This is a genomic window from Caballeronia sp. TF1N1 (genome assembly GCF_022878925.1).
GTDB lineage: Bacteria > Pseudomonadota > Gammaproteobacteria > Burkholderiales > Burkholderiaceae > Caballeronia.
The window spans coordinates 1045400-1065866 of sequence record NZ_CP084627.1; the positions used below are offsets into that span (position 1 = coordinate 1045400).

At 63.4% G+C, this 20467-nt stretch carries 17 protein-coding genes; 13 read left to right on the top strand and 4 right to left on the bottom strand.

Features of this window, described 5'->3' with window-relative positions:
• Complete coding sequence (locus LDZ28_RS18835; protein WP_244828572.1) at window positions 1-840, top strand: ABC transporter permease; 840 nt, start codon at window positions 1-3, stop codon at window positions 838-840.
• A 361-nt stretch (window positions 841-1201) separates the two neighbouring features.
• Here the strand turns inward: LDZ28_RS18835 and LDZ28_RS32875 are convergent, their stop codons facing one another.
• Window positions 1202-1393, bottom strand: a complete 192-nt coding sequence (locus LDZ28_RS32875; RefSeq protein ID WP_370652155.1) for a 2-oxo acid dehydrogenase subunit E2 — start codon at window positions 1391-1393, stop codon at window positions 1202-1204.
• A gap of 312 nt (window positions 1394-1705) precedes the next feature.
• Here LDZ28_RS32875 and LDZ28_RS18845 point away from each other — a divergent pair, with 312 nt between their 5' ends.
• A complete protein-coding gene (locus LDZ28_RS18845; protein WP_244828573.1) occupies window positions 1706-2179 on the top strand; it encodes a DUF3331 domain-containing protein in 474 nt (157 codons plus the stop codon).
• A 91-nt stretch (window positions 2180-2270) separates the two neighbouring features.
• Here LDZ28_RS18845 and LDZ28_RS18850 read toward each other — a convergent pair whose 3' ends face one another.
• Window positions 2271-2885, bottom strand: coding sequence for an NAD(P)-dependent oxidoreductase (locus tag LDZ28_RS18850; RefSeq protein ID WP_244828574.1), 615 nt, complete (start codon window positions 2883-2885; stop codon window positions 2271-2273).
• 432 nt (window positions 2886-3317) lie between these two features.
• Here LDZ28_RS18850 and LDZ28_RS18855 point away from each other — a divergent pair, with 432 nt between their 5' ends.
• From LDZ28_RS18855 to LDZ28_RS18900, 10 genes are all read left to right on the top strand, one after another.
• Window positions 3318-3515: a hypothetical protein gene (locus LDZ28_RS18855; RefSeq protein ID WP_244828575.1), complete on the top strand. Its 198-nt coding sequence runs from the start codon at window positions 3318-3320 to the stop codon at window positions 3513-3515.
• A gap of 605 nt (window positions 3516-4120) precedes the next feature.
• The gene (bcsD, locus tag LDZ28_RS18860; RefSeq protein ID WP_244828577.1) at window positions 4121-4579 is read left to right on the top strand and encodes a cellulose biosynthesis protein BcsD; all 459 of its coding nucleotides are present in this window, start codon (window positions 4121-4123) and stop codon (window positions 4577-4579) included.
• 155 nt (window positions 4580-4734) lie between these two features.
• Window positions 4735-5595, top strand: a complete 861-nt coding sequence (gene bcsP / locus LDZ28_RS18865; protein ID WP_244828579.1) for a cellulose biosynthesis protein BcsP — start codon at window positions 4735-4737, stop codon at window positions 5593-5595.
• Entirely contained in the window at window positions 5592-6377 is a 786-nt protein-coding gene (gene bcsQ / locus LDZ28_RS18870; protein WP_244828581.1) for a cellulose biosynthesis protein BcsQ, read from the top strand. Before bcsP ends, bcsQ begins: the two co-directional genes overlap by 4 nt.
• Complete coding sequence (bcsA, locus tag LDZ28_RS18875) at window positions 6374-8590, top strand: UDP-forming cellulose synthase catalytic subunit (protein WP_244828583.1); 2217 nt, start codon at window positions 6374-6376, stop codon at window positions 8588-8590. Before bcsQ ends, bcsA begins: the two co-directional genes overlap by 4 nt.
• A 10-nt stretch (window positions 8591-8600) precedes the next feature.
• Complete coding sequence (gene bcsB / locus LDZ28_RS18880) at window positions 8601-11081, top strand: cellulose biosynthesis cyclic di-GMP-binding regulatory protein BcsB (RefSeq protein ID WP_244828585.1); 2481 nt, start codon at window positions 8601-8603, stop codon at window positions 11079-11081.
• 1 nt (window position 11082) lies between these two features.
• On the top strand, window positions 11083-12234 hold the full coding sequence (gene bcsZ / locus LDZ28_RS18885; RefSeq protein ID WP_244828587.1) for a cellulose synthase complex periplasmic endoglucanase BcsZ: 1152 nt from the start codon (window positions 11083-11085) through the stop codon (window positions 12232-12234).
• Window positions 12234-17036 (top strand): cellulose synthase subunit BcsC-related outer membrane protein, encoded by a 4803-nt coding sequence (locus LDZ28_RS18890; protein ID WP_370652216.1) that lies wholly within the window; start codon window positions 12234-12236, stop codon window positions 17034-17036. The genes bcsZ and LDZ28_RS18890 overlap by 1 nt, the downstream gene beginning before the upstream one ends.
• Before the next feature lie 195 nt (window positions 17037-17231).
• The gene (locus LDZ28_RS18895; RefSeq protein WP_244828591.1) at window positions 17232-17567 is read left to right on the top strand and encodes a host attachment protein; all 336 of its coding nucleotides are present in this window, start codon (window positions 17232-17234) and stop codon (window positions 17565-17567) included.
• A 144-nt stretch (window positions 17568-17711) separates the two neighbouring features.
• Window positions 17712-17981, top strand: coding sequence for a hypothetical protein (locus tag LDZ28_RS18900; RefSeq protein WP_244828592.1), 270 nt, complete (start codon window positions 17712-17714; stop codon window positions 17979-17981).
• A gap of 41 nt (window positions 17982-18022) precedes the next feature.
• On the opposite strand, the gene LDZ28_RS18905 is transcribed toward LDZ28_RS18900, so the two are convergent.
• Window positions 18023-18703, bottom strand: coding sequence for a response regulator transcription factor (locus LDZ28_RS18905; protein ID WP_244828594.1), 681 nt, complete (start codon window positions 18701-18703; stop codon window positions 18023-18025).
• Window positions 18700-19980, bottom strand: coding sequence for a sensor histidine kinase (locus LDZ28_RS18910; RefSeq protein ID WP_244828596.1), 1281 nt, complete (start codon window positions 19978-19980; stop codon window positions 18700-18702). Before LDZ28_RS18910 ends, LDZ28_RS18905 begins: the two co-directional genes overlap by 4 nt.
• A 297-nt stretch (window positions 19981-20277) precedes the next feature.
• Between LDZ28_RS18910 and LDZ28_RS18915 the strand changes: the two genes are divergently transcribed.
• The gene (locus LDZ28_RS18915) at window positions 20278-20466 is read left to right on the top strand and encodes a hypothetical protein (protein WP_244828599.1); all 189 of its coding nucleotides are present in this window, start codon (window positions 20278-20280) and stop codon (window positions 20464-20466) included.
• Window position 20467: the final 1 nt, after the last annotated feature.

Here is a 20467-nt window from a genome sequence, read left to right on the forward strand (position 1 = left end):
ATGAAACTCGCCAAACCGATGTTCGCGCCGCATACGTCCGCTATCGAGCGCGTCTGGTATTTCGCATTGCGCATCATTTGTGTGCTGACGTTGCTCTATTTGATTCTGCCGGTACTTGCCATCGTGCCGCTTTCGTTTTCGTCGAGCACGTTTCTCGTCTATCCCATTCCGGGCTATTCGATGCGCTGGTATCACAATCTCGTCATGTCGGACGAGTGGCGCATGGCGGCGAAGAACAGCTTTATCGTCGCGCCCTCGGCTACGCTCGTCGCGACTATTCTCGGCACGCTCGCGGCGGTTGGATTGACGAAGGCGAGTTTCGTCGGCAAGAGCGTGCTCATGGCCGTGCTCATTTCGCCGATGATCGTGCCGGTGATCGTCGTCGGCGTCGGCATGTATTTGTTCTTTGCGCCGCTCGGCATCGCCAATACATATTTCGGGTTGATTCTGGCGCACGCGGCGTTGGGCGTGCCGTTCGTCGTGACCACGGTTGCGGCGACCTTGCAGAACTTCAACATGAATCTCGTGCGGGCGAGTCAGTCGCTTGGCGCAAGTCCGCTGCGGACGTTTTTTCGCGTGACGCTGCCGGTCATTGCGCCGGGCGTGATTTCAGGTGCGCTGTTCGCGTTCGCGACCTCGTTCGATGAAGTGGTCGTCACGCTGTTTCTCGCGGGCGCCGATCAGACGACGCTACCGCGTCAGATGTTCACGGGCATCCGCGAGAACATCAGCCCGACGATCGCCGCGTTGGCCACGATTCTGATCGTGTTCTCGACGAGTCTATTGCTGGCGCTGGAGTGGTTGCGGGGCCGTGCGGCGGCGCGTGCAGTTGCGGAGTGATGATCTGCAAGCGGTCCGAGATGGCTCGCCAGATCGAGGCAAAGCATTACCGGCTGAGGCTTTGAGTGGGGCCTCGGCCGCGAAAAGCACTGCAATGCGATGTCGCCGAACTCATATTTTCAGGTTTCGGTCGGCGATAAGCGAGAGTTCGGCGTGCTCCTTTGAATGTCGACGCTTTATCCGCAATGTTTTCGCTAATACGCCAGTCCGCAAGCGTGCCCACGGTTGGCGTGTGGCGCTTGCTGGCTGCGCCTTCGATTGGGCCCGCGACCGCCGAACGACATGCAACTCGCTTACGCTGAAGTCGCCTTTCCACCGAGGCGCCGCTTGTAGATACTTCATTCATCGCGCGGCGACTGACTCACAGCGCGCGTGAAAATGTGACGCGATGGTCATAAGACAGCGACAACGGCAACGTGAGACGCGGCACGCGCTGCTTGCGTCCCACACCGGCTTCATTGCGCCACGCGACAGACCCAAGGATGGCCACTTCCGGCGTGTTGACGCTTCGCCGGCCGTCAGATAAAGCCGTCGCTTTCCGGCAGATTCGCATTCAGCGCAACGCGTGGAAGCGCGTGCCCGGCGCATCGGCGCTTCCGGGTCGAAGGACGCGTAAAGCGCCCGCTTGCCTCATTGCTATTTCGGCCAATTAAGCCGCCAAGGCCGCCACTTTGGAGAACGGTCGTACAATACAGGCGGTCCGCGATCACAAGCGTCCGGCGCTCAAACCCATATCCAGCAAGCCTTCGCTTCGCCAGCGCGCGATTATTCGCGGCAACGGGACAGTGTTTTCACCGATGCACTATTTATCGGAATATGCTTAATAGCGTACGTTCTAGGTCGAGTCAAAGCCTGGAACAATGCCATGACAGCTTTTTCGAAAATTGCAGACCCGTGGTCACAGACGGTTCACCTGCTCGAGGCCGCGCCGCATGACGCCGCCCACACCAGCCCCTCGCAAAAAACCGCGCGCATCGAAGATAGTTTCCTCGACCGCCTGACGCGCGACTGGAACCGCGCGCACCCGCATCCGCGCCCGTCGGATGACCGCCTGCCTTTCCCACAGGCAGTCGTGCGCGTGATCGAGCGGCCGTCCAGCGCGACGGCGCTCGTCTACTGGTCGGACCCAGGTACGTGCCACTACGGTTATCAAGGTTGGCGCGCGACGACGGCGAGCGCCGAAGGCATCTGCTCGCTCTCGGGGATGCCGATTCATCGCGGCGATCAGGTGTATCGCCCGTCACAGCGCGATCCGAAACCGCAGAATGCCTCCGCGATGATTCTCGCCGCAGCCATGCCGGCCAACAGCGAGGAAGTCGAATGCGACGTGCAAGACTAAGCTGACCGCTCGGTCGCGCAGCGACGACGGCGACGAGTTCCCGCATCCGGGGGTGTCGGGATCGTCGCCGCCTTGCGTTTATTGGTTGCTGTCAGTAACCGACGGTGAAACGCTGCTTGATATGCGCTCCGTTCTCGAATTCATCGAGAAACGCGATGGCGAAGTCAGCGAAAGAGATCCAGCTTCGGCCATTGTTGTCGACGAGCAATTCGTCCACGCCGATACGGAATTTGCGCGTGCGCGGACCGTCGACGAATTCCGCCGACGGCGAAACGAACGTCCATTCGAGTTCGCGCTCGCGACGCAGCGCGTCGAGAAATGCCGCGCCCGCGGTTGCCTCCGTGCGGTACATTTCCGGAAAATCGGGCAGATCCAACACGCGCTGGCCCGGCCCGACATAAAGACTCGCCGCGCCGCCCACCACGAGCAAGCGCCTGACGCCCGCGCGTCGAAGCGGCTCGGTGATCGCACTCTCCGATAACGTAGCGAAATGCGCGGCGCTAAAGACGGCATCGTGACCGGCGACGGCTTCGCTTAGCGCGGCCGCATCCGATGCGTCTACATTCTTCGCGGTGACTTCAGGACGCTGGGCGATCTCCGACGTGTTGCGTGCAAGCGCCGTCACCGTGTGTCCGCGCCGCAACGCTTCCTCCAGCAACTTGCTGCCGGCATGTCCGGTCGCGCCAATGATCGCTATTTTGCTCATGTGGGTTCTCCTTTGTGACACCGCTATCACCGGCGATCGAGCCTGCGTTTAACTTACCCCACTTCGCAATAAATCGCTCATTCGCAAGGCGTTTCGCAACGATTCTTCATCATAGTCGCGTCATACGGCGATCTTGTTTTTCGCCGCGTGTTTAGCTACATTTTTCTCGCTAAAAAGGACGCAAGTTTCGAGCCGAAAAACAGATTTGCAAGACAATTTAGAACATGCCTCGTCATAATCAGAACGCACATTCACACGAGCGCGTCGCCCTTACACTGTAGGGCCCCGTGCTCTTGCGAACATGCAACTGCAGCGGTCATCGGCGCACCGCGCGAAGCACGCTCATCGAGAGCTTCCATCGATTCGTCAATTTGTCATGTCATTGGTTTATATTGCATTTCCTCGCCGCTCCATTACCGGAAGGAGTTAATCGTGAAGAATCCGCAATTACAGGGTGCCATCGAAGGACGCGACAATCCGTCTGGCGAAACCGCCTACGAGTCGCTTCCGGTCAGTGCCGCGCCCGAAGAGTCCGCCGACGAAAACGGTTACTCCGATGCGCTAGACATTCCGCTCGACTACGGCATCGTCATGGATGCAGTCCGAGACGCAGTGCGCGCAAATCCGTGATCGTTGATTGGCCAAGAGAAAAACGCCCCGCTCGGGGCGTTTTTTTCGCCTGTTGCGCCTTAGAGGCTTGCGTTGAGTCGCGCCTGTTATCGGTCACATTGACCGATATCCGCTCAATCTACAGACATTTTTAAATGCCTCGAAACACTAATATCAGACAAAAAGATGCATTTTGTCTCAACGCAATTAATAAGAGGATTAACCCCTTCCTGTGATTGTCAATCCGTATGAATCAGGCCTGACTTTTGCCGTTTGATAATATTAACAAGATGGTACACTCTCGCGTCCGCAACCGCAGAGCCATAGCGGGCGGGCCTTCGCCCGAGCTTGTCTAAATTTTGTCGATAAGAGCAGGTTTATTCGAATGCTCGAACTGAGCCGCAATCGCATGCCTATTCGCTCAATGCGATAAAAAAATGCGCTGATAGTCTTTCCACTGGCGAAAAAAAACCCAGTGGGATACCTTCAGACGTGTTTTATCGACTGGACAAACCACCGGATCGGTGCTCTCTCGCGCAGTTAGGCAGTCGCAGCGTTCCAGGTAAAAAGAACCGACGACATTGCAAGAAGTCTTGCACTCCCTCAGGCCATTCTGAACGGCAACCATGTCAGCTACTTTCGATTACCTCTTCGACCACACGATTTCCAGGCAATGGCGTGGATTTCTTGGCGCGCTTGCCGAGGAGTTCGAAGCGCAGATCGGTCGTGCGGAACTTCGACAGCTGATGCATCGAGTCGGCAGCCGATTCGCCGACGCCCGGCCGCTTCCTCAATGCGATTCGACCGCCGACCTCGCACACGCGCTGAATGCTCTGTGGCGCGATTCGGAATGGGGCTTCGTCGAATTAGCCGACGAGCGCGAGTATCTGAGCATCGTTCACTACTGCGCGCCGCTGCCGGCGTTCGGAGCAAGCGCGCTTGCATGGACACCGACTTTTCTTGAAGGCGCTTATCAGCACTGGTTGAGCGGTTTGGGCGCGCAAGGGCTTGCTATTTCCCAGGCAAGCGAATTGAGCAGTGATGGTGCAGTCGAGTTCCGGCTCGCGCGCGCCGCAACGAGATAAGCGACGCAACTGGCGGCGCTGCAAGGATTCAATCAATTTCAACGACCGCCGTTATATATGAAGGCAACGGCGATATCGACTGTCCATGCAACGGACAGCGCCAAAAATATTGCATCAGGCCAGTTCGACGCAAGGCACGACGAGGATGCGGCAACATGAATACATCACGCGACATCGAAAAGCTGTTCGATCATTTCGGCGGCAATGCAGGCGACTATCAGGAAATCGGCCGCGAAAACGAGGCCAGGAATGCCCGCACGCGCTGGCCGCTGCTGGCCACGCTCGATTTCGCGCAACCGGCCATCTCGGAAATCGCGCCGCGTCGTGATGTGCAGGCGAGTCCAGTGCACAAGCGCGAGTTTGCGGCACAAGCGGATGCCGACCGTGCCACGGCCGCGCCCACGCCAATGCCGATCAATCGCGCCAAGCCGCCGCTTTTCGCGCGTGCGCATCGCCGCACGATTCCGCCCGTCACGCCGCCCGCCGCGCTCGATTCGCTGAGCGCCTCGCGCTTTTCGGCGCTCGCCGACGCCGCGCCGGTTGCCGTCGAGGCGAAGCCCGAAAGCGCGGCACCGATTCCCGATTCCGCTCCAGCGCCTGTCTTTGCACGTCCGAGCGCGCCGGCGCGGTTTTCGGCGTCGCCCTTCGCGTCTGAACAGGGGAACGCTGGTGCCGTGACACATCCGGCCATTCTTGCGGCGGAAGCGAGCGGCAGCATCAAAACCGCTTCGAACTCCCTCGCTCGGGAAGGCGCCTCGACCTTCCGCGCTCGCGAAATACCCGCCGCGCTCGACCCGGCTGTGCAAACCCGCACCGGCCCACGCGAACAGGAAAGCAACGCGCCTTCCATTCTCGGCAAGCTCTTCAAGCCACAAGAGCCACAAGCACCGCAAGCCCCCGAAGGCTCGCTCACCGCGATGTTCGACCGCCTGCGCCAACCGAGCCCGTCATCCGGCGCAACCGAATCCGCGCAGCCGAACCGCGCCCTCTTCGCTGCCCGCCTCACACGCTCATGAAAGTCATCACGGTAGTTTCCGCGAAAGGCGGCGTCGGCAAGACCACACTCGCCGCGAACCTCGCCTCGGTGCTCGCCGCGCGCCATCGCCGCGTGATCGTCGTCGATCTCGATCCGCAAAACGCGCTGCGCTTGCACTTCGGCATTCCGCTCGACAGCATCGACGGCATTTCGCGTGCAACGCTCGCGGGCGACCCGTGGCAGACCGTGATGTTCGATGGCGTCGACGGCGTCACCGTGCTGCCCTACGGCGCGGTGCTGGAAGACGATCGCCGCCGCTTCGAGGCGCTCGTCGACCAGGACCCCGCGTGGCTCGCGCGCTCGCTCGAATCGCTTGCGCTCGATCTCAACGACATCGTTATCGTCGATACGCCGCCGGGCTCGTCGGTCTATACGCGCACCGCGCTGTGCGCCGCGAACTTCGCGCTCAACGTCGTGCTCGCGGATGCCGCCTCCTACGCCGCGATTCCCGGCATGGAGCGCATGATCGACGCCTACGCCGCGCCGCGTCAGGACTTCGGCGGACAGGGCTACGTGGTGAATCAGGTTGACCAATCGCGCCAGTTGAGCAAGGACGTGCTCAAGGTTTTGCGCAACATGCTCGGCACGAAGCTCTTTCCGGGCGTGATCCATCAGGACGAAGGCGTCTCCGAGTCGCTTGCGTGCGACACGACACTCATCCACTACGACCCGCTCTCGCAAGCCGCCGCCGATTTGCGCGCGTGCGGCGACTGGCTTCTCGCCACCGCCGACTCCATGGCCGCTTCGAGGAACGTCGCATGAGCTCCGCCAAGATTCCCTCGCAGGAAACGGAAGTCAGCGTCGCCACGTCGCGGCTGGAACGTTTCGTCGATGCGCGCATCTGGGGCAGCCGCATCCTCACGGTGTTGCTCACGCTGTTCGCACTGTTCTCGCTCTACTTCGTGGTGACGGTGCCGCTCGCGTTCGGTCAGCAGCTCGCTTTCGCAACCGTTTGCTTTGCCTGCGCGCTCGGCTTCCGGCGTCTGCAAGGCCAGTACGCGACGCTCGTCATGATCATGTTGTCGGTCGTATCGTCGGGACGCTACATGTTCTGGCGTCTGACCGAGACGACCTACTGGGAGCGTCCGCTCGACGCCGCGTGGGGCCTGTTGCTCGTCGCAGCCGAGGTCTACGCCACGCTCGTGCTGCTGCTCGGCTACTTCCAGACCGCGTGGCCGCTCAAGCGCAAGCCGCTGCCGCTGCCCGCCGATCGCAACGACTGGCCGACCGTCGACGTCTTCATTCCGACTTATAACGAACCGCTTTCGGTGGTGAAGCCGACCATCTACGCGGCGCTCGCGCTCGACTATCCGACCGACAAGATCGCGATCCACGTGCTCGACGACGGCCGCCGTCCCGAGTTCAAGGCGTTCTGCGAGGAAGTGGGCGTCAACTGGACGATCCGCACGCATAACCGCCACGCGAAGGCCGGCAACATCAACGAAGCGCTCAAGATCACGAAGGGCGAATACCTCGCCATCTTCGATTGCGATCACATTCCGACGCGCTCGTTCCTGCAAATCTGCCTCGGCTGGTTTTTGCGCGACAAGCTCATGTCGATGCTGCAGACGCCGCACCATTTCTTCTCGCCCGATCCGTTCGAGCGCAATCTCGGCACGTTCCGCAAGGTGCCGAACGAAGGCGAACTGTTCTACGGTCTCGTGCAGGACGGCAACGATCTGTGGAACGCGACGTTCTTCTGCGGCTCGTGCGCCGTGCTGCGCCGCTCGATGGTCGAAGAGATCGGCGGCATTGCGGTCGAGACCGTGACGGAAGACGCGCATACCGCGCTCAAGCTGCATCGGCTGGGCTATACCACGGCGTATCTCGCGATTCCGCAGGCAGCCGGACTTGCTACGGAAAGTCTTTCGGGCCACATCGGTCAGCGCATTCGCTGGGCGCGCGGCATGACGCAGATTTTCCGGATCGACAATCCGCTCACCGGCAAGGGCCTGAAGCTCGGCCAGCGGCTGTGTTATCTCAATGGCATGCTGCACTTTTTCTATGGCGTGCCGCGTCTCGTGTTCCTTACCGCGCCGCTCTCGTATCTGTTCTTCGGCGCGCACGTGATCGAGGCGGCGGCGGGCACCATCGCCATCTTCGCGCTGCCGCACATGATGCACGCGAGCATCACCAATTCGCGCATGCAGCGTTCGTTCCGCCATTCGTTCTGGGCCGAAGTGTATGAGTCGGTGCTGGCGTCGTACATCACGGCGCCGACGCTGCTGGCCGTCATCAACCCGAAGCTCGGCAAGTTCAACGTCACGGCCAAGGGCGGCCAGATCGCGAAGGATTACTTCGACTGGGGCATCTCGCGTCCGTATCTGTTCTTGTTGCTGCTGAACCTGCTCGGCTTCATCGCGGGCGTGGTGCATATCGTCATCAACTGGCATATCCGCAGCGAAGTGCAGACCACCGTGCTGAATCTCTGCTGGACCGTCTACAACATGCTGATTCTCGGCGCGAGCGTGGCGGCGGCTAGCGAGCGGCGTCAGGTGCGCAGCACGCATCGCGTGACGATGAAGATGCCCGTCATGCTCAAGTTCTCGACGGGGCGCACGCTGGCTTGCGAGACCATCGACTATTCGGAAGGCGGCGTCGGCGTGAAGCTGCCGAACGACATCGAAGTGCCGATGCACGAACGCGTCACCGTCTCGCTGTTTCGAGGCGACGAGGAATACGCGTTCCCGGCCACGGTCGGCTTCACGGCGAAGGGCCGCGTCGGCCTGCGCTTCTCGCAGCTCACGCGCGAGCAGGAATACGACTTCGTCAAAACCACTTTTGCGCGCGCGGACGCGTGGACCGGCTGGTCCGAAGGACGCCGCCCCGATACGCCGCTGCGCGGCCTTTCGCACGTGCTGCTGGTAGGCACGCGCGGTATCGCGGGGCTTTTCGAGCATCTCTACAGCGACCTTCGGACCTGGACGAGCAAGCGTTCAGTCGACATGAAGAAGCTGAACACCAAAGACCAATAAAGGCACCGGCATGGCGAAGTTGCGTGTTGATCACGATGCGGGCGAGCGCGCGCCGCGTTTTTGCGAACGCCCGCTGGTGCGGGCGCTGGTGTTCCTCGCGGCACTGCAGACCGCGCTTGCCGGCCCGCTCGCGTCCATCGCGGCAGCGGCGGATGCCGTCGCGGCCAACGGTGCGCCGACGCAGCAGGCCACCGGCGTCGGCAGCGTGCCCGCGCCAAGCCCGGCGGTGATCTACAACTCCGCGACGATCGCCCAGCCCGCGCTCGCCATGCCGGTTCCCGCGTTCTCCGGCAAGCCGTCCTCGCCGCTCGCCGCGCGTCTTCCGACTACCGCCGATCCGGGCACGCTCGTTCCCGGCGGCCGTCGTCAGACGCTTACCTTCGTGGACCTCGGCGCGCAGGACCCGCTGCAAATGCGCGGCACCGATGGCCAGAACGGCGTGGCGTTTTCCGTGCGCGGCGACGAAGTCGTGACGGCCGCGGTCCTGCATCTGATCTATAGCTATTCGCCGTCGCTGTTGCCGTCCATCTCGCAATTGAAGGTGCTCGTCAACGGCGAAGTCGCGGCGACCCTGCCCGTGCCGCGCGATCAGGCCGGCACGCTCGTGGCGCGCGATATCGCCATCGATCCGCGCTTCATCACCGAGTTCAATCACCTCAACGTTCAGCTGATCGGCCATTACACGCAGCAGTGCGAGGACCCGTCGAATTCGACGCTCTGGGCGACGGTCAGCAACGCGAGTTCGCTCGATCTCACCTATGCGTCGCTTGCCAGCAAGCCCGATCTCGCCGCGCTGCCCGCGCCGTTCTTCGACCGGCGCGACGTGCGCCGCCTGGAACTGCCGTTTGTCTTCGCGGGCAAGCCGAGCCTGCCCGCGCTCGAAGCGGCGGGCACCGTGGCGTCGTACTTCGGCTCGCTCGCGGGGTATCGCGGCGCGATCTTCCCGGCACAATCCGATAACGTCCCGCTCGCGGGCAACGCCGTCGTGTTCGCCACCGGCGATGCGAAAATCGCGGGCGTCGATCTGCCGCCGGTTTCCGGCCCGACCATTGCGGTCGTCGAACGCGATGCCGCCGCGCGCGGGCGCTTGCTGCTCGTGATGGGCCGCGACGACAACGAGTTGAAGACCGCCGCGAAAGCGCTGGGTGTCGGTCGCAACGCGTTCTCCGGCACGAGCGCGACGATCACGCAATTCGCCGATCTGCAACCGCGCCGCCCCTACGATGCGCCGAACTGGCTGCCGTCCGACCGCGCCGTGCGTTTCGGTGAATTGGCCGAAGCGCAGGATCTGACCGCGCGCGGTTACGACGCCGACGCCGTGCGCGTGAACCTGCGTGTGCCGCCTGATCTCTTCATGTGGCAGACCAAGGGCGTGCCGGTCGATCTGAGCTATCGCTACACCGTGCGTCCGGCGCCGGACCGTTCGTCGCTCAATATCAGCGTGAACAATGGATTCGTGCAGTCGCTGCGCATCCCGGCGGTATCGACTTCGACCTTCGATCTCGGCCAGTACTTCAGCCGCGTGATGCCGGACAAGACCGTGGCCGCGCGCCGCGAGGTTTATCTGCCGCCGCTTCTGATCTCGCCGCGCGCGCAGTTGCGCATGCACTTTTACTACGACATTCCGAAGACCGGCGAATGCACCGGCCGTCTGCTCGATAACGTCGTCGGCGCCATCGACCCGAATTCGACCATCGATCTTTCGAGCTTCCCGCATTACATGGCGCTGCCCGATCTGGCCGCGTTCGCCAACGGCGGTTTCCCCTTCACGCGCATGGCCGACCTGTCGCAGACGGCGGTCGTGCTGCCGAACGATCCGAACTCGGCGGACTACAGTCTCTTTCTGCTGGAGATGGGCCGCATGGGGGCGTCGACGGGTTATCCGGTCACGGGCGTCACGGTGACGAGCGCGAACGATGTCGACCGCTTCGCCGACAAGGACTTGCTGGTCCTCGGCTCGCCGGGCCGCCAGCCGCTTCTGCAACGCTGGGCGAAGAACATGCCCTTTTCCGGCGACGGCGACGCGCGCACCTTCCAGCTGAGCGATGTCGCGTTCAAGCTGGTCGACTGGTGGCATGGCGAGCATGGCCCGGAACGTTCTCCGGCGCGCGCCGATCTGTCGCTCGTGAGCTCCAACGGCGACGCGCTTCTCACCGGCTTCGAGTCGCCGCTGAAGAGCGGGCGCAGCGCGGTGGCGCTCATCAGCGCGGCGGGACAGTCGGATGCGGATTTGTCCGCCGCCCTGCTCGACAACGACTTGTTGCCATCCATTCAAGGCGCGATGGCGGTGATCCACGGCCGCACGGTCGCGGTCACGTCCAACGGCGAAGCCTATTACGTCGGCCAGCTTTCGCCCATGCACTACATGCGCTGGGCCTTGTCCGCGCATCCGGTGCTGCTGGTGTTTTCCGCCGTGATCGCCGCGCTCATCATCGCTGCCGTGTTTTATCGTGCGCTGCGCTCGCTCGCCGCACGGCGTCTGAGGGACTGACATGCGGGGTTCAATTTCGAAGGCCGCCGTCGCGGGTGTTCTTGCCGGCGCGGCGTTGAGTTCACAAGCTGCACAGCAATGCGAATGGCCGGCGTATCGGTTGTTCGTCGAGCGCGTCGTGCAGGCCGATGGCAGAGTCGTCGACCATTCCACCGACGCGCAGCAGACCACCTCAGAAGGCCAGTCCTACGCTCTCTTCTTCGCGCTGGTCGCCAACGACCGCGCGACTTTCGACCGTCTGCTCGACTGGACGCGCGCCAATCTGGCCGGCAATCAGTTCGATGCGAACAACGTGCGTCTGCCTTCGTGGCAATGGGGCAAGAAGCCGGACGGCAGCTATGGCGTGATGGACCCGAACTCGGCATCGGATTCGGACTTGTGGATTGCATACGACTTGCTGCAAGCCGGACGGCTGTGGAAGGAGCCGGCTTATACGAAGCTCGGCCAGGCGCTCGCGGCGCAGATCGCCAAGCAGGAAGTGGTCGATCTGCCGGGCCTCGGGCCGATGCTGCTGCCCGGTCCGCAAGGCTTTCGCACGGGCGATGTCACGCGTTTGAACCCGAGCTATCTGCCGCTGCCGCTCCTGCGCGCATTGGCTCGCGACATGCCCGACGGCCCGTGGGCGAAGCTCGCGCAAAGCGCCGCGCGCATGATCAAGATCACCGCGCCGCGCGGCTATGCGCCCGACTGGGCGGCGTATCAAACGAGTCAGAACGGCCAGTTCGTGGTCGATCCGAAAAGCGGCGATACCGGCAGCTACGACGCGATCCGCGTCTATCTTTGGGCCGGCATGACGGCAGCGGGCGATCCGCTCGCGAAGCCCTGGCTCGACGCGCTCGGCGGCATGCGCCAGAGCGTGGCGCAGACGGGATTTCCGCCGGAGAAGGTTTCTTCGACGACCGGTACGGCCAGCGGCGAAGGCCCGCTCTCGTATTGGGGCGCGCTCGCGCCATACTTCAAGGCGCTGAACGACCAGCACGGCCTGGGCCTCGCGCGCACGCATCTCGAAGCACTCGTCGCGCCGCCGGGCGCGGGCCGCGAACCGGTGTATTACGACCGCGTGCTCGGTCTCTTCGGTGGCGGCTTTGTCGAAGGCCGCTATCGCTTCGACGAATCCGGCCGTCTCGTGCCGAACTGGAGAAGCGCATGCTGATGCGGGCCAGACAACGTACCTTGGCCATCCGCATCGCGGCATTGTTCGCGGCGGCGGCGCCGGCCATCGCCATCGCGCAGACGAGTGCCGATCCGCTCAACGTGTTGATCGACCAGGGCAAATACTGGCAGTCGCACAAGCGCGGCGACCTCGCGGAGCAGGCGTGGCAGAAGGTGCTGCGCCTCGACCCGAAGCAGCCCGATGCGCTCTTCGGCATGGGCATGGTGCTCGCCGATCGCAAGGACGGCAGCGGCGCGCAGCAGTATCTCGCGCAACTGCGTCAGGTCGCGCCGAACTATCCGAACATCGACGATCTGGGGCGGCGTCTCGGCGAAACCAGCGCGCGCGATCAGACCGTCAACGACGCGCGCCGTCTCGCGCAGAGCGGACAGAGCGCGTCGGCGGTGCAGGAATACAAGCGTGCCATCGGAGGCAAGCCCGCGACGCCCGAACTTCAGCTCGAGTATTACCAGGCGCTCGCCGCGACGCCGCAAGGCTGGGACGAAGCGCGACGCGGCCTCGAACAACTCGCGCGCCAGAACGCCGACGATCCGCGCTACACCCTCGCCTATGCGCAGCATCTGACGTATCGCGATTCGACTCGGCGCGATGGCATCGCCCGGCTGGCGGCGTTGTCGAACGACAGCACGGTCGGCGCGCAGGCGAAGAAGAGCTGGCGGCAGGCGCTGCTGTGGCTCGGCGCGCGCGCATCGGACGCACCGCTGTTTCAGGCGTATCTGCAAGGTTCGCCCGACGATGCCGCCGTCAAGGCGCGTTTCGATTCGATGGTGCTGCAGGACAAGGAAGCACGCGAACGCGCGCAGGCGGGCGCAGTCGTCGATGCGCGCGGTCGCACTGTCGCAGAAGGTTTCGCTGCCGTGGATCGCGGCGATCTGGTCGCGGCGCAGGCGCGCTTCTCGTCGGTGCTCGCAAGCGATCAGAACGATGCCGACGCGCTCGGCGGCCTCGGCGTCATCGCGCTGAAACAGGAGCGTTTCGCGGAAGCGCGCAGCTATCTCGAACGCGCGTCGCGGGCCGGCAATCCGGCGCGCTGGAAGGACGCGCTGACGAGCGCGACGTACTGGACCTATACGAGCGATGCCATCGGCGCACGCAGCAACGGCGAGATCGCGAAGGCCAAGGCGCTCTTCGAACGCGCCATCGCGACGAGTCCCGCCGATGTCACCGCGCAGACGCTGCTCGGCGAAATGCTGCTCGCGAATGGCGATCCGAAGGGCGCGGAAGCGGCGTATCGCATGGCGTTGCGGCGTCAGGCGGACAATCCCGATGCCATTCGCGGACTCGTCGGCGCGCTCGCGGCGCAGGGGCGCGGCGATGAAGCGCTCGAATTCGCCAACAAGCTGAACTCGGAGCAACAGGCGAAAGCCGGCGGCATCAACAAGCTGCGTGGCGATGCGCAAGCCGCGCAGGCACGCGCCGCCGAAGCACGCGGCGATCTGGGTACGGCGCGCAGTCTCTTCGAGGACGCGCTGCTCAATAGCCCCGACGATCCGTGGCTTAGGCTCGACCTCGCGCGCATTTACGTGCGTCAGGGCGGGGTCGGCAATGCGCGCAGCATGATGGACGGCTTGCTCGCGGCGCACCCCGACATGACCGACGCGCTCTACGCGAGCGCCCTTCTGTCCGCCGAAACACAGGACTGGTCGACGGGTCTATCGCAACTGGACCGGATTCCCGCCGCGCAGCGCACGCCGGCGATGGGCGCGTTGCAACATCGTCTTTGGGTGCATCAGCAGACCGAACTCGCGACGCGCGCCGCCGCGGCCGGTCAGCGCCAGCAGGCCTATGCGATTCTGCGTCGCGCCGAGCCGCTTGCTGCCGGCAACGCGGAACTGACGGGCGCGGTGGCGTCGGCGTATCTGAAAGCGGGCGATGCATCGCGCGCACTCTCGCTCACGCGCGGCGCGATCGCCAATTCGCCGAACGATCCCGGTCTCTTGCTGCAATACGCGGGCATTCTCTCGCAGACCCAGCAGGACGCCGAACTCGGTTCCGTGATGCGCCGACTGCAGTCGATGCCGCTCACCGCGCAGCAACGCGCCGACTTCAACAATCTGAACGTCGGAATCGTGATCGCGCGGGCGGACAACGTGCGCCAGAGCGGCAATCTCGCGGCGGCTTACGACGTGATCGCACCTTGGCTCGCCGCGATGCCCGACAACGCCGACTTGCAGGCCGCGCTCGGCCGCATGTACACCTCGGCGGGCGACGACCGCAGCGCGCTCAACTGCTATCGAACTGCGCTCGCGCGCCGTCCGGACGACGTGAATCTGCAAGCCGCCGCGATGTCGGCCGCCACCGGCGTGCGCGATTTCAAGCTGGCGGAGACGCTTGCCAAACAGGCGTACGACACCGCGCCGAACGATCCGGGCGTGCTTGCATCGATCGGGAGGATGTATCGGGCAGAAGGCAAGCTCGATCTCGCCGCGCAGTTCCTGCAGCGCTCGCTGCTTGCGGCCAATACGCCGCTCGCGCCTGCTCCCGGTCAGCCAGCGAGCAACCTGCCGCGCGACTGGCAGACCGCGATGAGCCGTATCGGCACGATGCCGTTGCCGGGCACCAATCCATTCGAAGGCAAGACCGCCGTCGATACGGCGCCGTCCGCGCTTGCCGCCGGATCGAATGCGTTTCGGGGGTATCGCCAGAACATCACACCGACTTATTCGCAGCCCGTGCCGAACTATTTGCCGCCTCCTCAGACCGTGCCTTATTCCGCGCCTTATGTGAGTCCTTATAACGGCGCGCCGGGGGCGCCTGCCAATGTGCCTCGTCCGGTTGCGGGCGGAGGGTATGGCGGTGCGGCGGATGGCTCGGGGGAGTCGGGTGGCGGGGTCGTGCCTGCCAGTGTGCCGCGTCCGGTCGAGGGCGGCTATGGTCCCGACAGTTATGGCTCGGGGCAATCCGGTGCGCCGTTGCAGCCGTACCCGGGACAGGATCAGGGCGTGGGTGGCGCGCAGCAGGCTTATCCGGGTCAGCAGACTCAGTATGCGCAGCCGGCTTCGTATCCTCAGCAAGCGCAGTACGCGCAACCCGCTTCATATCCGCAACAAGGTCAATACGCGCAGCCCGCGCCGTATCCGCAGCAAGCGCCGATGTATCAAGGCGCGCCGTCTGCCGCTCAGGACGCGTATAACAGTTCGCCCTGGCCGATGTCGCCCGCGGCGCAAGCCGCGCAGTCGGAAGCTTATGCGCCGCAAAGCGCGAGCACTCGGGCGGGTACATCGACGGCGAAGCGCTCGGCATCGCGTAAAGCCGCCAACGCGCCGCAGCAGCAGTACGCGCAGGCGTCGTATGGTCAGCAGGCTTATGCGCAGCAAGGCTATCCGCAGCAGCAATATCAGCAGCCGTATCAGCAAGCTTATGCGCAGCAGCAATATCAGCAGCCCTACCCGCAGCAACAGTATCCGCAACAGCAATATCAACAACCCTATCCACCGCAATACGCCCAGCAACAGTACGTGCCGCAACCACCCGCCGGTTACGCGCAGCCGTATTATCCGCAAGCCGCGCAAGCCGGGCAGCGCGCCGCGTCCGCCGCCACGATGAACACAGGCGGCATGCCCGCGCCCGTCGCGAATCCGCAAACTGCAGGCGTCGCCGATGAACTCGCGCAGATCGAGCGGGAACAGGCCAGCACGGTGTCGGGCGGGATCATCTTCCGCAATCGAAACGGCGAAGACGGTCTCTCGAACCTCACCGATATCGAAGCGCCCATCGAAGGCCGCATCAAGGCCGGCAACGGCCACGTGATCGTGCGCGCGACGCCCGTCACGCTCGACGCCGGCACCGCCAGCAGCGAGCAGAACACGCTCGCGCGCTTCGGCTCCGGCATCAACGCGATCGCTCCGGCCGCCGGCAACCAGTACGGCTCTCAGACGGCGACCGGCGTGGGACTCGCGGTCGGTTACGAGAACCGCAACTTCAAGGGCGACGTCGGCACGACGCCGCTCGGCTTTCGCGAGACCAACGTCGTCGGCGGTTTGCAGTATCAGAACGCCATCACCGATAAAGTCTCGTACTCGCTTGCCGTCGCACGACGCGCGGTCACGGACAGCCTGCTGTCCTATGCCGGCGCGCGCGATCAGCTTGCGGGCGCGACCTGGGGCGGCGTGACATCGAGCGGTGCGCGCGGCGACCTCGCCTGGGACGACGGCACGAGCGGTGTCTATGTCAACGCGATGTACCAGTTCCTCGACGGCAAGAACGTCGCCACGAACAACGCGGTCAAGGGCGGCGGCGGTGTGTACACGCGAATCATCAAGGACGCGGATCAGGCGCTGACCATTGGCGCGAACACCACCTTGATGCACTACGACAAGAACCTTTCGTACTTCACCTACGGACAAGGCGGCTACTTCAGTCCGCAGCAGTACGTCATTCTCAACTTTCCGGTCGAATACATGGGCCGCACCGGGCTTTTCACATACGACCTGAAGGGCTCGATCGGCGTGCAGCATTATCGGCAGGACGCGTCGAACTACTTCCCGACGGAGCCGAATTATCAGGCGGCGTTCGCGGCGGCCAACCTTGCACCGGATGCCGGCGCGGTCTATCCGAGTCAGAGCAAGACGGGCGTGTCCTACTCGCTCAACGCGACGGGCGAATACCAGCTTGCGCCGCAACTCGCCATCGGCGCGACGGCTTCGTTCGGCAACGCGTATCAGTATCGCGAATGGCTCGCTGCCGTGTACGTTCGATACAGCTTCACGCGGCAAACCAGCGTGCAGCCGCTCTTCCCGCCGCAGGCTTTCAGCTCGCCGTATTTGTCGTTCGCGAATTGATGCGGACTCGACGCCATGCGCCTACGTTGCGGTGCATGGCGCATCGAAATTGCATGACGCTGCCTCACATCGTTGCTCCTCCTGGAACCCGCCGCGCGCTTTGCTGCACTGCGTGACAGACATGTCTGACGACGCGCGAGAGAAAGCGCACAATGTCGGGACTTCGCGCTCAAGGCCGCGAGGAGGAGGAGCAACATGACCGCCATCACCTGGGTTCTGGCCGCCGATGACAGCCGTGCCCGGATCTTCGAAACCAGAGGGCTTAAGCTTGACCTCAGGCAAATCGAGGAGCTTCGTAACCCGGCGCCCCGCGCCCCGCAGTCCAATGAACGCGACCGGCAATTCGCCCGAACCGTTGCCGAAATGCTCGAACGCAGCCGTGTGAATCATCGCTTCGATCGCTTGCGGCTGGCAGTGGAGCCGCGTTTTCTCGGCACCTTGCGTGAGTATCTGAGCATCGAGATTCAAAAGCTCGTCCATGAAGATGCCAGCGAAGACTCAGCCGGCATGAGCGCGCGCCGCCCCTTCTGACGGCGCGCGCTCATGCCGACATCTGTGAACAAATGTTGAAAGTCCTTACAACGGCATACTAAGGGTCAACGAAAGACCCAAGCGCACGTTGATTCCGCATCGCGAGCCATCCGGCTTGCGGTCATGGAATCAGGAGCGCTTTAAATGAAGAAGATTTTCGCCGCGATCGTCATGGCTTCGCTGTCGCTGAGCGCGTTCGCCGCGCACGACAAGCACGACAAGCATGAAAAGCACGAGTACCGTCACGAAGAACGTCACGACGAACGCCGCGTCGATTCGCGTCGTCACGACGAGCGCCGTCCGGACGCACGCCGTCGGGACGAGCTTCACGCCGACAACCGCGGCATGGAGCAGAATCGCGACCACGAGCACGCGCCGATGCAAGCACCGGAACACGGCGCTTTCCCGCACTAAGCCGTAACGGCAAGAAGTCGCGCCTGAGTTTCCGGCGCGGCTCAATGAACCTCTGCATTGCCAGCGCCACGCTCGCCACGATCACGGCTCGCGTACCCCGCGCATGCGCCGACCGAAGCGAAGATGCCCGCCTTGTCGGACAGACGCACCAGTTCCGCGAGCGAATGCGCTTCCATCTTTTCCATCACACGTGCGCGATGCACCTTCACGGTCTTTTCGACGGTGCCAAGTTCACTCGCCACTTGCTTGTTGAGCCAGCCGTTCACCACGAGTATCAGCACTTCGCGTTCGCGCGGTGTGAGTCGTTCGATACGGCGTTGAATTCCAGCCATTTCATCGCGGCTGGCTAGCGCCGCGGCCGAACGAAGCAGCGCGGCATCGATTGCATTGAGCAAGGCCGTATCGCCAACGGGCTTTGACAGAAAATCCGTCGCGCCCGCTTTCATGGCGCTCACCGTCATCGGAATATCGCCGTGACCGGTGATGAAGATGATCGGCAAGGTCTCGCTCGTGTTGCATAACGCGCGCTGCAGGTCGAGTCCGCTCACGCCCGGCAACTGCACATCGAGCACGAGACACGCGGGGTCCGCGCGCTTGCGCGCATGATCGAGAAACGCTTGTGCCGATGCAAACGCCTCCACGCGATAACCCGCCGCGCCCACTAGACGCTCGAGCGCGCGGCGCACGGAAGCATCGTCGTCGACGATGAAGACTTCGCTCATGGCGCGGTCCTTACGTGATCCCGAATCGGCAACCTGAAATGAAACGCCGCCCCATGTCCGCTGTTGCTCTCCGCCCAGATGCGCCCGCCGTGCATCTCCACGATAGTGCGGCTGATGGAAAGCCCAAGCCCGAGACCATCGCGCTTCGACGTATGAAACGGCTTGAAGAGTTCGTCCGTGAAAGCAGCGGGCAAGCCCTCGCCTTCATCACGCACGGTGACTTGCAGCCACGCATCGCCATCACGCGCAGCCGATACGGTCACGACGCGCTTGCCGGTGCAATCGTTCATCGCGTCGAAGGCGTTCAGCAGCAGGTTCAGCACGACCTGTTGCAGCTGAATCTTATCGCCTTGGATCTGCGGCAAGTCGGGCGCCAAGTCGAGCACGACGCGAATGCCGCGCACGATCGCGTCGCTATGCACGAGCAACGCGACATCGCCGATCACGCCAGCCATCGACAAGGGCGCGACTTCCAGCTCGCCCTTTTTCACGAGCGCGCGAATGCGTCGCAAAATCTCGCTCGCACGATTGTTGTCGGCGACGAGATCGCGCAGAATCTCGCGCATTTCGTCGAGGTCGATCGGCTCGCGGCTCATGAAGCGCTGCGCCGCCTGCGCGTTGCTGAGTATGGCTGTGAGCGGCTGATTCAACTCATGCGCGAGCGATGCTGCAAGTTCGCCGAGCATCGACACGCGCGTCATATGCGCCAGTTCCTGGCGATTGCGCTGCAGCTCGTAACGGTCCGTGCGGTCGATGACCACCGCAAGCGTGAGGCAGGCGTCGCTGCCGTGCATCGCGTTGAGGGCGACATCGGCCAGAAACTGCGTGCCGTCCTTGCGGCGTGCGAAGAGTTGCGCGACGGTCGTGCCGATATCGCCAGGCTGCTGCAGGCTCGCCATCTGCAAGCCGGGCACGACGAGCTCCGCGAGTTCGCCGATCAGCTCGCAGCGCGCATAACCGAGCAGCTTTTCGGCGCTGCCGTTCACGAACTCGATACGGCCATCGGCTTGCAGAATCAGGATCGCGAGCGGAAGGCATTCGAGCGTATCGCGCAAGGACGAATTGGGTTCGATGCTCGCGGGCACTGCAATGGCTTGCGATGCGGCACCATGCGCATGCCGCTTGAACGGCGGCACGGAGAACAGCGAGCTGAAACGAAGCGAGAGCGACGCGCGCGCCACCCGGATGTCCCGCGCCGGCGCGCGCTTGCCGAAGGGCGCGAGCGTCAGTCCCATCAACGCGGCCGCGAAGGCCGCTGTGGCGTGCACGATAGCCATGACCCCGTGCTCCTGTCAGTCCGTCGCCCGTTACAAACGCGGCGGCGTGAAATGGCATGCAGGACGTAGGCGATGCCCCGGCATTTGCCAAGCGCGTCGCTACTTTCTTCTCTTGCCGATCAAGGTCGCAGCGCCAACCCGCCATCTGCAAGGCGCAGCGCGAATGTTGCGTTCACCGAAAACCTCGATCGTCAAGGCTTCGTCCAAGCAATACCACAACCGCACCGCGCGGGCACGTCCCGTGCGTTCGAGATGCGTTGAAAACGAATCAACGAACGCAACCATCAGACAAACGCCATGAAGAACCCTTTTCTGAGCATGTGGTTGTCCGGCGCCAATGCCGTGGCCGGATCGGTGCGCGGCCACGCAACGGCGGCCGCCAGGCGACAAACGAAAACGGCGACGCGCCGCAGCCAGAAGCAAGTAGCCGACTTCTGGACCGCCGCGCTCACGCCACCGAAAGCCACCAGGAAAAAGCGCCGCTGAT

Bases quoted from the DNA above. Each gene is read 5' to 3' on its own strand.
- LDZ28_RS18910 (WP_244828596.1), bottom strand. From the start codon at position 19,980: ATGGCTATCGTGCACGCCACAGCGGCCTTCGCGGCCGCGTTGATGGGA.
- bcsD (WP_244828577.1), top strand. From the start codon at position 4,121: ATGTCAGCTACTTTCGATTACCTCTTCGACCACACGATTTCCAGGCAA.
- LDZ28_RS18900 (WP_244828592.1), top strand. From the start codon at position 17,712: ATGAAGAAGATTTTCGCCGCGATCGTCATGGCTTCGCTGTCGCTGAGC.
- LDZ28_RS18835 (WP_244828572.1), top strand. From the start codon at position 1: ATGAAACTCGCCAAACCGATGTTCGCGCCGCATACGTCCGCTATCGAG.
- LDZ28_RS18895 (WP_244828591.1), top strand. From the start codon at position 17,232: ATGACCGCCATCACCTGGGTTCTGGCCGCCGATGACAGCCGTGCCCGG.
- LDZ28_RS18850 (WP_244828574.1), bottom strand. From the start codon at position 2,885: ATGAGCAAAATAGCGATCATTGGCGCGACCGGACATGCCGGCAGCAAG.
- bcsA (WP_244828583.1), top strand. From the start codon at position 6,374: ATGAGCTCCGCCAAGATTCCCTCGCAGGAAACGGAAGTCAGCGTCGCC.
- bcsP (WP_244828579.1), top strand. From the start codon at position 4,735: ATGAATACATCACGCGACATCGAAAAGCTGTTCGATCATTTCGGCGGC.
- bcsB (WP_244828585.1), top strand. From the start codon at position 8,601: ATGGCGAAGTTGCGTGTTGATCACGATGCGGGCGAGCGCGCGCCGCGT.
- bcsZ (WP_244828587.1), top strand. From the start codon at position 11,083: ATGCGGGGTTCAATTTCGAAGGCCGCCGTCGCGGGTGTTCTTGCCGGC.
- LDZ28_RS18905 (WP_244828594.1), bottom strand. From the start codon at position 18,703: ATGAGCGAAGTCTTCATCGTCGACGACGATGCTTCCGTGCGCCGCGCG.
- bcsQ (WP_244828581.1), top strand. From the start codon at position 5,592: ATGAAAGTCATCACGGTAGTTTCCGCGAAAGGCGGCGTCGGCAAGACC.
- LDZ28_RS18890 (WP_370652216.1), top strand. From the start codon at position 12,234: ATGCGGGCCAGACAACGTACCTTGGCCATCCGCATCGCGGCATTGTTC.
- LDZ28_RS18845 (WP_244828573.1), top strand. From the start codon at position 1,706: ATGACAGCTTTTTCGAAAATTGCAGACCCGTGGTCACAGACGGTTCAC.
- LDZ28_RS18915 (WP_244828599.1), top strand. From the start codon at position 20,278: ATGAAGAACCCTTTTCTGAGCATGTGGTTGTCCGGCGCCAATGCCGTG.
- LDZ28_RS32875 (WP_370652155.1), bottom strand. From the start codon at position 1,393: ATGCGAATCTGCCGGAAAGCGACGGCTTTATCTGACGGCCGGCGAAGC.